At 42.3% G+C, this 12,561-nt stretch carries 16 protein-coding genes; all 16 read left to right on the top strand.

From position 1 onward, the window contains the following. Positions 1-15 precede the first annotated feature (15 nt). The 16 genes from HXT59_RS06355 (at position 16) to HXT59_RS06280 (ending at position 12,560) form a co-directional block, all read left to right on the top strand. Positions 16-651 carry a virulence protein gene (locus tag HXT59_RS06355; RefSeq protein WP_421784297.1) on the top strand — a complete coding sequence of 212 codons (636 nt, stop codon included), beginning with the start codon at positions 16-18 and terminating at the stop codon, positions 649-651. Next, positions 651-878, top strand: a complete 228-nt coding sequence (locus HXT59_RS06350; RefSeq protein WP_421784341.1) for a DUF4314 domain-containing protein — start codon at positions 651-653, stop codon at positions 876-878. Before HXT59_RS06355 ends, HXT59_RS06350 begins: the two co-directional genes overlap by 1 nt. A gap of 114 nt (positions 879-992) precedes the next feature. Continuing rightward, entirely contained in the window at positions 993-1,277 is a 285-nt protein-coding gene (locus HXT59_RS06345) for a hypothetical protein (protein ID WP_048730054.1), read from the top strand. A 131-nt stretch (positions 1,278-1,408) separates the two neighbouring features. Then, positions 1,409-1,633 carry a DUF7678 domain-containing protein gene (locus HXT59_RS06340; protein WP_048730052.1) on the top strand — a complete coding sequence of 75 codons (225 nt, stop codon included), beginning with the start codon at positions 1,409-1,411 and terminating at the stop codon, positions 1,631-1,633. 124 nt (positions 1,634-1,757) lie between these two features. Further along, positions 1,758-3,350: a terminase large subunit gene (locus HXT59_RS06335; RefSeq protein WP_421784296.1), complete on the top strand. Its 1,593-nt coding sequence runs from the start codon at positions 1,758-1,760 to the stop codon at positions 3,348-3,350. 10 nt (positions 3,351-3,360) lie between these two features. Next, a complete protein-coding gene (locus HXT59_RS06330; RefSeq protein WP_421784295.1) occupies positions 3,361-4,659 on the top strand; it encodes a phage portal protein in 1,299 nt (432 codons plus the stop codon). Beyond that, the gene (locus tag HXT59_RS06325; protein WP_421784294.1) at positions 4,607-5,341 is read left to right on the top strand and encodes a head maturation protease, ClpP-related; all 735 of its coding nucleotides are present in this window, start codon (positions 4,607-4,609) and stop codon (positions 5,339-5,341) included. The genes HXT59_RS06330 and HXT59_RS06325 overlap by 53 nt, the downstream gene beginning before the upstream one ends. A 2-nt stretch (positions 5,342-5,343) precedes the next feature. Continuing rightward, positions 5,344-6,528, top strand: a complete 1,185-nt coding sequence (locus HXT59_RS06320) for a phage major capsid protein (RefSeq protein WP_101887634.1) — start codon at positions 5,344-5,346, stop codon at positions 6,526-6,528. Positions 6,529-6,553: 25 nt separating this feature from the next. After that, the gene (locus HXT59_RS06315; protein ID WP_101890255.1) at positions 6,554-6,832 is read left to right on the top strand and encodes a head-tail connector protein; all 279 of its coding nucleotides are present in this window, start codon (positions 6,554-6,556) and stop codon (positions 6,830-6,832) included. Next, on the top strand, positions 6,833-7,165 hold the full coding sequence (locus HXT59_RS06310; protein ID WP_101890256.1) for a phage head closure protein: 333 nt from the start codon (positions 6,833-6,835) through the stop codon (positions 7,163-7,165). Continuing rightward, complete coding sequence (locus tag HXT59_RS06305; protein WP_421784293.1) at positions 7,162-7,542, top strand: HK97 gp10 family phage protein; 381 nt, start codon at positions 7,162-7,164, stop codon at positions 7,540-7,542. The genes HXT59_RS06310 and HXT59_RS06305 overlap by 4 nt, the downstream gene beginning before the upstream one ends. After that, positions 7,535-7,873 (top strand): hypothetical protein, encoded by a 339-nt coding sequence (locus HXT59_RS06300; protein ID WP_421784292.1) that lies wholly within the window; start codon positions 7,535-7,537, stop codon positions 7,871-7,873. The genes HXT59_RS06305 and HXT59_RS06300 overlap by 8 nt, the downstream gene beginning before the upstream one ends. Then, the gene (locus tag HXT59_RS06295; protein ID WP_421784291.1) at positions 7,857-8,438 is read left to right on the top strand and encodes a major tail protein; all 582 of its coding nucleotides are present in this window, start codon (positions 7,857-7,859) and stop codon (positions 8,436-8,438) included. Before HXT59_RS06300 ends, HXT59_RS06295 begins: the two co-directional genes overlap by 17 nt. A gap of 14 nt (positions 8,439-8,452) precedes the next feature. Continuing rightward, on the top strand, positions 8,453-8,818 hold the full coding sequence (locus tag HXT59_RS06290) for a hypothetical protein (protein WP_421784290.1): 366 nt from the start codon (positions 8,453-8,455) through the stop codon (positions 8,816-8,818). A gap of 242 nt (positions 8,819-9,060) precedes the next feature. Continuing rightward, entirely contained in the window at positions 9,061-11,886 is a 2,826-nt protein-coding gene (locus HXT59_RS06285) for a phage tail tape measure protein (protein ID WP_421784289.1), read from the top strand. Positions 11,887-11,897: 11 nt separating this feature from the next. Next, positions 11,898-12,560: a hypothetical protein gene (locus tag HXT59_RS06280; RefSeq protein ID WP_421784288.1), complete on the top strand. Its 663-nt coding sequence runs from the start codon at positions 11,898-11,900 to the stop codon at positions 12,558-12,560. The last annotated feature ends 1 nt before the right edge of the window (position 12,561 follow it).

Genomic DNA, 12,561 nt, shown 5'->3' with positions numbered 1-12,561 from the left:
AAAGGAGGTATTAAAATGAGCTTAGAATATGGTTTAAAAGGTTCTAAAAGAAAACCACTCATACAAGCAATAGAAAACTTAACAGGTCTTAAAGCCGCGTATCTGAAAACACCCAGCATGGCTTACAAGATAGGTCCTTTCACAGTTGGTAAAACCGGGACAGTAACATCTACGGATGCTGAAGACCTAAAGGATCTAAAACAAATACTTGAGGGCGACTATGGTATACGCCTTCCTAAAACACAAGATGAAAGCACACGCATGCTTACAGTCGAGTTTCCAAAAGATAAGCTTGATGTGACTAAGCTTAGAAAAATCATCAAAAACAAGGGTGATTTAATCAAAAAAGCACTCGATGTGACAAGCCTTGAAATAGAAGAAAACGATGAAACAGTTAGTTTTCCCTGGTTTAAAGATGTAAGCCAAGATCATATGGATACTTACATGAAGCTTATTTTGGCTCTTTGCAAAATGAGCTTGGAAGTAAAACATGTGAATGAAACTAAACATAAGCCGGTTAACGATAAGTATGCCTTCAGATGTTTTCTTCTTAGGCTCGGCTTTATTGGAGATGAGTTTAAAAAGGATAGAAAGATTCTGCTTTCCCATTTACAAGGCTCATGTGCTTTTAGAAACGAAAGAGGTGAATGATGAGAACGGTAAGTAGAGAACAGGTTGAAAAGCTTAGAAAAACTTATCCTAAAGGTTGTTTGGTAGAGCTTATCTTAATGGATGATGTTCAGGCACCTCCTATCGGCACTAAAGGCAGAGTGCGAGGTGTTGATGATATGGGTTCAATCATGGTTTCTTGGGAAACAGGAAGCGGGTTAAGCGTTGTTTATGGCGTGGATAAGTGCCGAAAAATTAGCGACTTGTAAGAACAATAATTAGTGGAAATACCAGCGGTTTTATCCCATTTATTGCTTGATAATATGTGCTTTTAGAGTGATATATAGTATCAGCAAAAGCAAAGAAGCAAAGGAGAAAAACCTATGAAAAAAGAAACCTTACAAAGACTTACAAGCGAAGTTAAAGCCTGCAGACGCTACACACTAAACGCAATCAAAAAAGCTGAAGAAGGAAAAATTAGTTCGGCTATCAGCATGCTCGACATTGCACAAACAGCAAAAACCTGCGCCATGCAAGCTCACGAGGAGCTTTGGAAGGTAAGCGAAGGAAAACTAAACGATACGGAGTTTGAACTGTTTGCGGATGCTGAAACCTTGGACAAGGATATTCAAAAAGCCTACCAAGCGATTAAACAGGCAAGAAATTAAAAAGAAAAATTGGTTAAACCAAAGAAAAATCGTGGAATTACCTGCGATTTTTTCTCATTTATGACTTGCTATTAGGTGCTTTTAGAGTGATATATAGTACTAACAAAAAGCACAGAAAAAGGAGAAAAACCATGTGGGAACAAGATACGCTTAAAGTAGAAGATCAGGTTGTAAGCTACAGTATGAAGGTTTTTGAAGAGCCAAGCGAATATGGGATTAACCAGGGAAGAATTTCCAAGCTTACTTTGAAAAACAATAACAAGGTTATCGCAAACTACGATAGAGGCTGGGATATTATGCCAACAGATAAGATTGCAAACGAGGCTTTAGAAATGATCCTTGAAGCTAGAAACTAGAAACTGAAGTTTTATTAAAAGTAGCAGGGCTTTTAAGGCCCTGTTTCTCGTAAGAAAGACGAGAAAATGATGTGGACGCAAGTAAGCGTCTTTTTTTTATGCCTAAAGAAAGGAGGAGCTTAAGTTGCAAGCATACGAGGTTACTAAGTTTAAAAAAGAAGATTCAACGTATAGTAAGGATTTAGCGGATTATGCTGTAAGTTTTATTGAATGTTTAACGCATACGAAGGGAACGTGGGCTGGTAAGCCTTTTAAGCTCCTTGACTGGCAGGAGCAGATTATTAGGGACTTGTTTGGCGTGGTGAAACCGAATGGTTACCGTCAGTTTAATACTGCTTATATTGAGATACCTAAGAAGATGGGTAAGAGTGAGCTTGCTGCTGCTGTGGCACTGCTTTTATGCTGTGGGGATAATGAGGAGCGTGCGGAAGTTTATGGTTGTGCGGCGGACCGTCAGCAGGCAACGATCGTGTTTGATGTGGCGGCGGACATGGTTAGAATGTGTCCGGCTCTTAATCGTAGGGTTAAAATTTTAGCTTCGCAAAAACGTATTATTTTCCTACCAACTAACAGTTTCTACCAGGTCTTGTCGGCTGAAGCGTACTCTAAACACGGTTTTAACATTCACGGTGTCGTGTTTGATGAGCTTCACACGCAGCCTAACCGTAAACTGTTTGACGTGATGACTAAAGGCTCCGGGGATGCTCGCATGCAGCCACTGTATTTTCTGATTACCACGGCTGGTACGGATACGCATTCTATCTGCTATGAGACGCATCAGAAAGCAGTGGATATTCTTGAGGGTAGGAAAATTGATCCAACTTTTTACCCCGTGATTTATGGTGCAAAAGATTCGGATGATTGGACTGATCCTAAGGTGTGGAAGAAAGCTAATCCTTCTCTTGGGGTGACGGTTCAAATGGAGAAAGTTAAGGCTGCTTTCGAGTCGGCTCGGCAAAATCCCGGTGAAGAGAATGCTTTTCGTCAGCTTCGTCTTAACCAGTGGGTGAAACAGTCTATTCGTTGGATGTCGATGGAAAAGTGGGATGCTTGCGGTTTTCAGGTGAATGAGGAAGAACTCGAGGGCAGGGTCTGCTACGGGGGTCTTGACCTTTCAAGCACCACCGACCTTACCTCCTTTGTTTTGGTCTTTCCACCAGAAGATGAGTCGGATAAGTTTCGTATTCTACCTTATTTTTGGGTGCCTGAAGAAACCTTGAGTTTACGCGTGAAGCGAGATCACGTGCCTTATGACGTGTGGGAAAAACAAGGGTTTATTAAAACTACGGAAGGGAACGTTGTTCACTATGGGTTTATTGAAAAATTCATCGAAACTTTAGGTGAACGTTTCAATATTCGTGAGATTGCTTTCGACCGTTGGGGCGCGGTACAAATGGTGCAAAACCTTGAAAACATGGGGTTTACCGTGGTTCCGTTCGGACAGGGATTCAAGGATATGAGTCCGCCTACCAAGGAGCTTATGAAGCTTACACTCGAGCAGAAAATCGCACACGCAGGGCATCCGGTGCTTCGCTGGAACATGGACAACATATTTATTAGGACAGATCCTGCAGGAAACATTAAATGCGATAAGGAAAAATCAACCGAGAAAATTGATGGTGCTATCGCAACCATCATGGCACTTGACCGTGCTATCAGATGCGGTAATGCAAATACGGAAAGTGTGTATGACAGTCGAGGAATCCTATTCATGTAAGGAGGTGCGTATGAACATTTTCAGTAAGATTTTTAAGAGCAGAGATAAGCCTGAAAACAAGATGTTAGGCGGCGGTTATCGTTTCTTAATGGGTACGTCCTCGTCCGGTAAGAGGGTGAATGAGCGTTCAGCGATGCAGATGACAGCTGTCTACTCGTGTGTGCGTATCCTGTCTGAAGCGGTGGCGAGTCTGCCGCTTCACGTGTATGAGCGGACGAGTACGGGTACGGCTAAAGCGGTTAAACATCCTTTGTATAAGGTGCTTCATGATGAGCCGAATCTTGAAATGACAAGCTTCGTGTTTAGAGAAACCTTGATGACGCATCTACTGTTATGGGGTAATGCTTACGCGCAGATTATTCGAAACGGTAAAGGCGAGGTTTTGGGCTTATACCCTTTAATGCCTGATCGTATGAGAGTTGACCGGGATGAGAGTGGTCAAATTTTTTACGAGTATACGTTAAATGATAGTGATGTTTTAGCGGGTAAAGAAACGAGTGTGAAACTTAAACCTTTTGACGTGCTTCATATTCCCGGTCTTGGTTTTGATGGTCTTGTTGGTTATTCGCCTATTGCGATGGCAAAAAACGCTATCGGTATGGCGATAGCTACGGAAGAGTATGGTGCATCGTTTTTCGCTAACGGTGCTACACCAAGCGGCATCTTGGAATACCCCGGAACAGTAAAAGATCCGTCTGGTATGAGGGATAGTTGGAATAAGGGGTTCTCGGGTTCTAACTCGCATAAGATAGCGATTTTAGAGGAAGGCATGAAGTATACGCCTATTTCTATTTCGCCTAACGAAGCACAGTTTCTTGAAACTCGTAAGTTTCAGATTAACGAGATCGCTCGTATTTTCAGAGTCCCACCACACATGGTTGGTGATTTAGAAAAATCAAGCTTTTCTAATATTGAGCAGCAGTCGCTGGAGTTTGTGAAATACACGCTGGATCCTTGGGTAGCGCGGTTTGAACAGTCTATTACGAGACGGCTTTTTACTGATAAGGAGAAAGAAACCTATTATGTGAAGTTTAACGTTGATGGTCTTCTTCGAGGAGACTATCAGAGTCGTATGAATGGTTATGCTACCGCTCGTCAAAACGGTTGGATGAGCGCAAACGATATTAGACAGTTAGAAAACTTGGATAAGATTCCAGCCTGTGAGGGTGGTGACTTGTATTTGATTAACGGCAACATGCTCCCGCTTAACCGTGCGGGAGCGTTCGCAAACAGTAGCGGAAAGGAGGAAAAAGGTAATGAGGAAGTTTTGGCAGTGGAAAAACCAAAAGCAAAATCAGGAGTCAAATGAAATATTGGAGAGAACGCTGTTTCTTAACGGTACGATTGCTGAAGAATCATGGTTTGATGATGATATTACACCACAACTTTTTAAAGACGAGTTAAACGCTGGTAGTGGGAATATTACAGTGTGGATTAACTCGCCTGGCGGCGATTGTGTGGCTGCGGCACAAATCTATAACATGCTCATGGATTACAAGGGTTGTGTGACGGTAAAGATTGATGGTATTGCTGCGTCGGCGGCCTCGGTTATTGCGATGGCCGGGACAAAGGTTTATATGAGCCCGGTGTCAATGCTTATGATTCATAATCCTATGACGGTTGCTTTTGGCAACAGAAGCGAAATGGAAAAAGCAATATCAATGCTTGATGAGGTCAAAGAGTCCATTATTAACGCTTACGAGATTAAAACAGGGCTTAACCGTGTGAAACTGTCGCATTTAATGGATTCGGAAACGTGGATGGATGCTAACAAGGCGGTAGAACTCGGGTTCGCTGACGGTGTTTTAACTAGAGGTGAAACCGCTGATATTGGCATACCACAGGTTTCAACATTGTATTCAAAATTAAGCGTGCAAAACACGTTATTGGAAAAAATATGTAAAGCCTGCCGGATAAGCGGTAAGGAAACAAACAATATTAGTGCAGACGATCTTATGGATCGTCTTTTTTTAATCAAAAATTGGAGGTAAATATGATGAACAGTATTTCAAACATGGTTGAGAAACGTAATAAGGCTTGGCAGGGTGCGAAAGCTTTCCTTGAGTCTAAACGTGACAAGGACGGGCTTATTTCAGAAGAAGACGCGAAAACCTATGATGAGATGGAAGCGAAAGTGAAAGCTTACAGTATGGAAATTGATCGTTTGGAGCAGATGGAAGTAATGGATAAGGAGCTTTCAAAACCAACATCCGAGGCGATTGTTGCAAAACCTATGAAAACAGGTGTGAACCTTGAAAAACAAGGTCGTGCGCGTGACGAGTATAAGCAGGCGATGCTTACAGCTCTTAGAAGTAATTTTAAACGAGTCGATAACGTGTTGCAGGAAGGCGTGGACGCTGATGGTGGGTATCTTGTGCCGGAAGAGTATGATAATCGTCTGATTGAAACGTTGAAAGAAGAAAACATTATTCGCTCTCTTGCTACCACGATTACTACTAGTGGCGAGCATAAGATTAATGTTGCGATGAGTGATCCTGCGGCGGCTTGGATTGAAGAAGGCGCAAGCCTTAACTTTGGTGATTCCAAGTTTGCGCAAATCCTGCTTGACGCTCATAAGCTTCACGTGGCGGTAAAAGTTACTGAAGAACTCTTGTATGATAATGCGTTTAACCTCGAGAATCATATTCTCACATCCTTCGGCATGGCGTTGGCTAACGCTGAGGAAGACGCTTTTCTTAACGGTGATGGCGTGGGAAAACCGACTGGTATTTTCAATAAGAAAGACGGTGGCACGTTCCTTAAAGAAACTGCCGGTATTAAAACTGATGATTTGATTGATCTTATTCACGCTTTGAGGCGACCATACCGTAAAAACGCGAGTTTTATTATGAACGATAAAACAGTCGCGAGCATACGAAAACTTAAAGACAATAACGGCGCATACGTTTGGCAGCCTTCATACCAGGATGATGAGCCGAACAGGATTCTCGGATACCCGGTATACACGTCTGCTTACGCGCCTGAAAACATGGTGGCTTTTGGCGACTACTCGTACTACAACATTGGCGACCGTGGTTCACGTTCGTTTAAAGAGCTTACCGAGCTTTTCGCTGGAAACGGCATGATAGGTTTCGTCGCTAAAGAGCGTGTAGACGGCAAACTCGTGCTTAAAGAAGCAGTGCAGATTCTACCTGTTAAAACAAGCGTAGCAGCCTAAAAAGATGGTTTAAGGAGGGGTGTTGATGATAGTTACAGTTGAGGAAGCAAAAAACTATCTTAGGGTGGATAGTCGAGAAGATGATGAGCTTATCAACACCCTTATTCGTTCTGCTGAAAAACTCTGCCAGGGAGTAGCTCGTAAAAACGATACTAGTTTGATTAGTGAAAACTTTGATGAGTATAGGCTCGCAGTCTTATACGCTACAGGCTACTTGTATGAGCATCGGGAAGAAGCAGACCATCACGCGCTAACTATCACTTTACGTTCGATGCTTTTTACTGTTAGAAAAACGGGGTTTTAAATGAGAATAGGTTTATTAAACGAGCGTATTATGCTGCTTAAAAACAGTGTTGAAGTTGATGATGTTGGTAATCATAAGATTAAGTGGAGTAAATATTACGAGTGTTACGCTACGGTGAGTGCTGAAAGTCCATCTGAGCAGACTTCGGCAGGAAACGTGTGGGATGAGTCAAAAATAGATTTTACTATCCGCTATTCGAAAGAAACAGCTGCAATATCATCCACCAGGTATCGTGTTATTTTTCATGATACGGTTTATGAGATTTTAGGTGTTGACCACATGAATTATAAGAAGAAAAGCCTGAAACTTCACTGTAAGAGGTGTAAAAAGTGAGCAAAACAGGAGTAGATAATCTTTCAAACAGGATAATAAAAGAGCTTAAAACTTACGCTGATACTACGAGTGAGAAAGTAAAAGAAGCAGTTAAAAACGTGAGTAAAACCGTTAAAGAAGATATAGAAAACACTGCTCCGAAACACACAGGTAAGTATGCGAAAAGTTGGGCGCTGAAAACTGTTAAAGAAACAGAAAACGCTCTCACACTGGTAGTTCACTCAAAAAACAAGTATCAGCTTACACACTTGTTAGAGTACGGTCACGCTAAACGAGGCGGAGGACGTGTGGAAGCAAGAGCACACATTAAGCTTGCGGAAGAAAAAGCGGTTAAAAGTTTCGAAGAAAAAATAAGGGAGGCGGTAGAACATGACTAAACTTTTAAGCATCATGAGAGAGATAGGTTTTCCTTTTGCTTACCATCATTTTGCTGAAGGAGAATCACCTTCCCCACCGTTTCTTGTGTTTCTTACGCCTGCAAGCAGTAATTTTTCTGCAGACGGGAAAGCGTATTTTAAAGCAAACGAAGTTCATATTGAACTATACACAGATTATAAGAACCCCGTGCTGGAAGAAAAAGTTGAAGCCGTGCTTGATAGGCACGGCATTTTTTATAACAAAACAGAGACGTTCATAGAGTCGGAAAAGCTTTATGAAACACTCTACATTTTTGAAATGGAGGTAACAGAAAATGGGAAACAAGGTTAAATACAATCTTAAAAACGTGTACGCGGCAAAACTTAAAAAAGACGCAGGCGGAAGTTTTAACTATGATGCGCCTAAACCTATTCCGGGAGCTGTGAGCATAAGCCTTGATGCGGAAGGTGAATCCTCACCGTTTTACGCTGACGGGATTGTCTACTTCCGCTCGACTGCGAATAACGGTTACAGTGGCGACTTGGAAATGGCTCTTATACCTGAATGGTTTAGAACGGAAATATTAAAAGAAAAACTTGATAAAAACGGTGTGCTGGTAGAAAAAGCAACTACCGGTGAAGCGGAAAAGTTCGCGCTTCTTTTTGAGTTTGACGGTGATGTTAAAGCAATCCGCCATGTGCTTTATAACTGCTCGGCTTCAAGGCCGTCTATCGCTTCGGAAACTAAGGAAGACACGATAGAACCGGGTACTGAAACACTCTCGCTTACGGCTGATCCTAGAGAAGATGGGCTTGTTAAATCTCGTAGCGGGGATACGACATCTGATGAAATTTACGCTAACTGGTATAAGAGCGTGTACGTTCCTCAAAACATGACAGAGGTTAAACCTAAGTAAAAGGAGTGGTGAATATGATTGAAAAAACAGTAAAAATCGGTGGCAAAGACGTGAAGTTTCGTTCTTCTGCCACTATTCCAAGACTGTATCGTATCAAATTCAAGCGTGATATTTTTCAGGATCTTTCCAAGCTTGAAAAATCGTATAAGAGTAAAAACACCGGGTTTGAGATTGATGATCTGGAGATTTTTGAAAACGTAGCTTACATCATGGCTTACCATGCGGATAACACGATTCCTGAAACGATTGAAAAATGGCTCGATGAGTTTGAAATGTTTTCTATCTACGAGGTGCTGCCTGAAATTCTTGAGCTTTGGGGTGCGAATTTACAAACACAGGTTCAATCTAAAAAAAAGTTACGTCAACTACAAGAGAAATGACAACCGCGTTATTTCTTCTTAGATGCACAGAAATCGGGATAAGCATTTGTGAACTTGATCTTTTAACTATCGGCATGATTTTAGACATGTGGACTGAGAAAGCAAACGATAGTGTGAAATACGATAGGCTCGCAAGCCAGGCAGAATTCGACAGGTTCTAGACGAAAACCAAACATTCTTATGCAAGGCGTTAAAATACCTGAATTTTTTATTCCTAAATTAAGAGAAAAGGAGGTGAAGTTATGGCAAACAGGATTAAAGGTATTACCGTTGAAATCGGTGGAGATACCACAGGCTTGGATAAAGCGTTAAAAGACGTGAATACGACTATCCGATCCACGCAAGCTCAGCTTCGTGACGTAAACAGGCTGTTAAAACTCGATCCGTCCAACGCTAAACTTTTAGCACAAAAACAGCAGTTGTTGCAGCAGGAAATAGCAAACACTTCCGAGAAACTTAACGCTTTAAAACAGGCTGATAAGCAGGCTAAAGTACAGCTTGAAAACGGGGATCTCGGTAAAGACAAGTATGATGCTCTGCAGCGTGAGATTATTGAAACCGAGCAGAATCTTAAAAATTTAGAACAGCAGGCAAAGAAAGTCCCATCAGCGTTAGCAGTTTCTATGAAAGAAACCGGGGATAAAATTAAAAGTGTCGGTGAGAAAACAGCCCAGGTCGGCACAAGCTTATCCACGCATGTTACCGCACCAATTGTGGGGCTTGGAGCCGCATCGTTAGCCGCGTTTAACGAAGTTGATGCGGGCATGGATACGATTGTTACTAAAACAGGCGCAACAGGAAAAGCACTGGAGGGTATGCAAGATAGTATGAAAAATCTTGCTACCAGTATTCCTACTGATTTTCAAACCGCAGGTGCTGCTATCGGCGAGGTGAACACAAGATTCGGTTTAACAGGTAAAAGCCTTGAAGACCTGTCAGGCAGGTTTATTAAATTTGCTCAAATTAACAACATGGACGTTTCCACGGCTGTTGATAACACGCAGAAAGTTGTGGCTGCTTTTGGGCTTAAAGCACAGGATGCCGGGGCTTTACTTGATACGATGAACGCTGTAGGTCAGCGTACCGGTGTCAGCATGGATACGCTTGCTAAAACCATGGTGACTAACAGTGCCTCCTTACAGCAGCTTGGGTTTAGTGCATCTGATGCTGCTAATTTCTTAGGTAATGTTGAAATGTCCGGTGCTGACACGTCACAGGTTATGACAGCTCTAACTAAAGCATTGGCTGCTGCTACAGCTAAAGGCACGCCTATGAAACAGGCTTTAGAGGATATTCAAAACAGTATGGTGAATGCGAAAAGCGACACTGAAGGTTTAAAAGTAGCTTATGAGCTGTTTGGTAAGCGTGCGGGCGCGGCTATTTATCAGGCGTGTAAAAACGGTTCACTGTCTTTTGCTGAGCTTGGTACTTCCCTTAAAGATAATGCCGGCAGTGTGGAGAAAACGTTTAACGAAACGCTTGATCCGATAGATAAGTTTAAGACTTCAATGAATAGTCTGAAAATCGTGGGAGCAGATCTTGGCAGTTCTCTTGCAACGGTTTTACAGCCTATGCTTGAAAAGTTCGCTTCCTGTATGAAGTCTTTAAGTGAAGCTTGGAACGGATTGTCTCCGGGAATGAAGGATGCGATAGTAAAAATCACGCTTATTGCGGCAACAGTCGGTCCTGTACTCATTGTGATTGGAAAAATTATTAGTGCTGTTGGAACAATCACTTCTGCTCTGGGAGGGTTAATCGGACTTCTTGGAGGAACAGCCACAGCCACTACTGCGGTAGGTGTGGCAGGAGGAGCAAGTGCGGCAGGAACAGCGGTGGCAGGGACAGCAGCAGGAACGGCGGCTGTAGGGTTTGGTGCGTTAAACGTTTCACTTCTTCCTATTATCGGTATTATTGCGGCGATTATTGCCGCGGTTGTGGCGATTATTGCGATTATTAAAAACTGGGGTGCTATAAGCGAATGGTTTAAAAACCTGTGGCAGGGTGTTTGCCAGAGCGTGAGCAGTATTTGGCAAAACATCTCGGAGTTTTTCCAAAACGTGTGGCAAGGCTTAGTTCAGGTTTTTACCGGCGTGTGGGATACGATTAAAAACGTGCTCACGGTAGCACTCATGTTTATCGTAGAGCTTATCAAAGGCTATTTTTCGCTTATCACACTACCGTTTAGGTTTATTTGGGAAAACTGTAAAGACGTGATTATAGGCGCATGGGATGCGATTAAAACCACGGTAAGCAGCGTGCTTGAAGCCATAAACAGTGTAATAACAAGTGTTATGAACACGATTATGTCGTTTATAACAAGCGTGCTAAACACTATAAGCAGCGTGTTTACGAGCGTGTTCAATGCGATTTTAAGTGTTGTAACCTCTGTTTTTAACAGTATAAAATCGGTGGCTGAAACGATATGGAATGGAATGTGCAGTGTTATAACAAACGTGGTAAACACGGTTAAAAATACGGTTTCTACAGTGTTTAACGCGGTGGCAGGCGTTGTAGGCAACGTTTTTAACGGTATTAAAAACACGGCCGTATCAATTTGGAACGGTATTAAAAACGCTATCATCACTCCGATTGAAGCGGCGAAAAACAAGGTTAAAGCAGTAGTTGACGCGATAACAGGCTTTTTTGCAGGTATTAGACTTAGTCTTCCTCATATTAAACTGCCTCATTTTAGTATTAGAGGACACTTCTCACTCGCACCACCGTCTGTACCGTATCTTTCTATCGACTGGTATAAGAAAGCAATGGATAAGCCAATGCTGTTAAACGGGGCTACTATCTTCGGTGAGAAAAACGGGCATTTGCTTGGCGGCGGCGAAAAAGGCCCTGAGGTGATTATGGGACTTGATGCTTTGCAGAATATGAGCGCGGGAGCAAACACGCAAATGCTTAGTGTTATGAACCAGATTCTAGCGATCATGGACGCATATTTCCCACAGTTTTCCAACCAGAGTATTGTGCTTGACTCAGGCGAGCTTGTAGGCGGTATTGCAAACAAGATGGACAGTGAGCTTTTCAAACTGCAAACAAGAAAAACAAGGGGGTGGTAAACGTGTATGGGATGACAATAGGAAAATTACATAGTTTTAAGGATTTAGGCTTAGTTCCAACACTTAAGCCACATGTTAATCTACCATCCCCAAGGTTTAGCTATCTGGAAGTACCCGGAAGATTGGGAAGTTTTGATCTTACAGAAAGTTTAGCAGGTGAAGTGTTATACGAAATGCGTGAAGGCAGTTTTGAATTTATTGTCGCGGATAAAGGCGTGTGGCAGAAAGCTTACGAGAAGCTTAAACGTGATGTTCACGGGCTTAAAACAACCCTTGTGCTGGACGCTGAATCTTCCTTTTACTATCAGGGTCGAGTGTGGGTAAGTGATTTTAAATCAGATAAAAACTATGAAACGATTACGCTTAACTACAGGCTAAACCCTTATAAGCACAGTGTTTTAGACATGGAAACAGGTGGCGTGTACACGTTAAAAAACGTGCAGGTTAAAGACGGGAAAGAAATCAGGCTTACCCGTGATTTTGATATGACGCTTATACCTGAATTTACTAATAAAACACTAAGCACAATAAGCGTTGATTTTAAAGGAAAAACCTACAGTCTAAAACAAGGCGTATCTCGTTTCCCTGAACTTAGGACACGCGAAAATAATATGACGCTTACGTTTCAAGGCACAGGCACACTTGATATTTCCTACCTAAGGGGGTGGTTATAAA

This window comes from Gardnerella sp. KA01001 (genome assembly GCF_049244025.1).
GTDB lineage: Bacteria > Actinomycetota > Actinomycetes > Actinomycetales > Bifidobacteriaceae > Bifidobacterium > Bifidobacterium swidsinskii.
This window is presented reverse-complemented; position numbering and strand designations above follow the sequence as displayed.

Bases quoted from the DNA above. Each gene is read 5' to 3' on its own strand.
- HXT59_RS06355 (WP_421784297.1), top strand. From the start codon at position 16: ATGAGCTTAGAATATGGTTTAAAAGGTTCTAAAAGAAAACCACTCATA.
- HXT59_RS06350 (WP_421784341.1), top strand. From the start codon at position 651: ATGAGAACGGTAAGTAGAGAACAGGTTGAAAAGCTTAGAAAAACTTAT.
- HXT59_RS06345 (WP_048730054.1), top strand. From the start codon at position 993: ATGAAAAAAGAAACCTTACAAAGACTTACAAGCGAAGTTAAAGCCTGC.
- HXT59_RS06340 (WP_048730052.1), top strand. From the start codon at position 1,409: ATGTGGGAACAAGATACGCTTAAAGTAGAAGATCAGGTTGTAAGCTAC.
- HXT59_RS06330 (WP_421784295.1), top strand. From the start codon at position 3,361: ATGAACATTTTCAGTAAGATTTTTAAGAGCAGAGATAAGCCTGAAAAC.
- HXT59_RS06325 (WP_421784294.1), top strand. From the start codon at position 4,607: ATGAGGAAGTTTTGGCAGTGGAAAAACCAAAAGCAAAATCAGGAGTCA.
- HXT59_RS06320 (WP_101887634.1), top strand. From the start codon at position 5,344: ATGATGAACAGTATTTCAAACATGGTTGAGAAACGTAATAAGGCTTGG.
- HXT59_RS06315 (WP_101890255.1), top strand. From the start codon at position 6,554: ATGATAGTTACAGTTGAGGAAGCAAAAAACTATCTTAGGGTGGATAGT.
- HXT59_RS06310 (WP_101890256.1), top strand. From the start codon at position 6,833: ATGAGAATAGGTTTATTAAACGAGCGTATTATGCTGCTTAAAAACAGT.
- HXT59_RS06300 (WP_421784292.1), top strand. From the start codon at position 7,535: ATGACTAAACTTTTAAGCATCATGAGAGAGATAGGTTTTCCTTTTGCT.
- HXT59_RS06295 (WP_421784291.1), top strand. From the start codon at position 7,857: ATGGGAAACAAGGTTAAATACAATCTTAAAAACGTGTACGCGGCAAAA.
- HXT59_RS06290 (WP_421784290.1), top strand. From the start codon at position 8,453: ATGATTGAAAAAACAGTAAAAATCGGTGGCAAAGACGTGAAGTTTCGT.
- HXT59_RS06285 (WP_421784289.1), top strand. From the start codon at position 9,061: ATGGCAAACAGGATTAAAGGTATTACCGTTGAAATCGGTGGAGATACC.
- HXT59_RS06280 (WP_421784288.1), top strand. From the start codon at position 11,898: ATGACAATAGGAAAATTACATAGTTTTAAGGATTTAGGCTTAGTTCCA.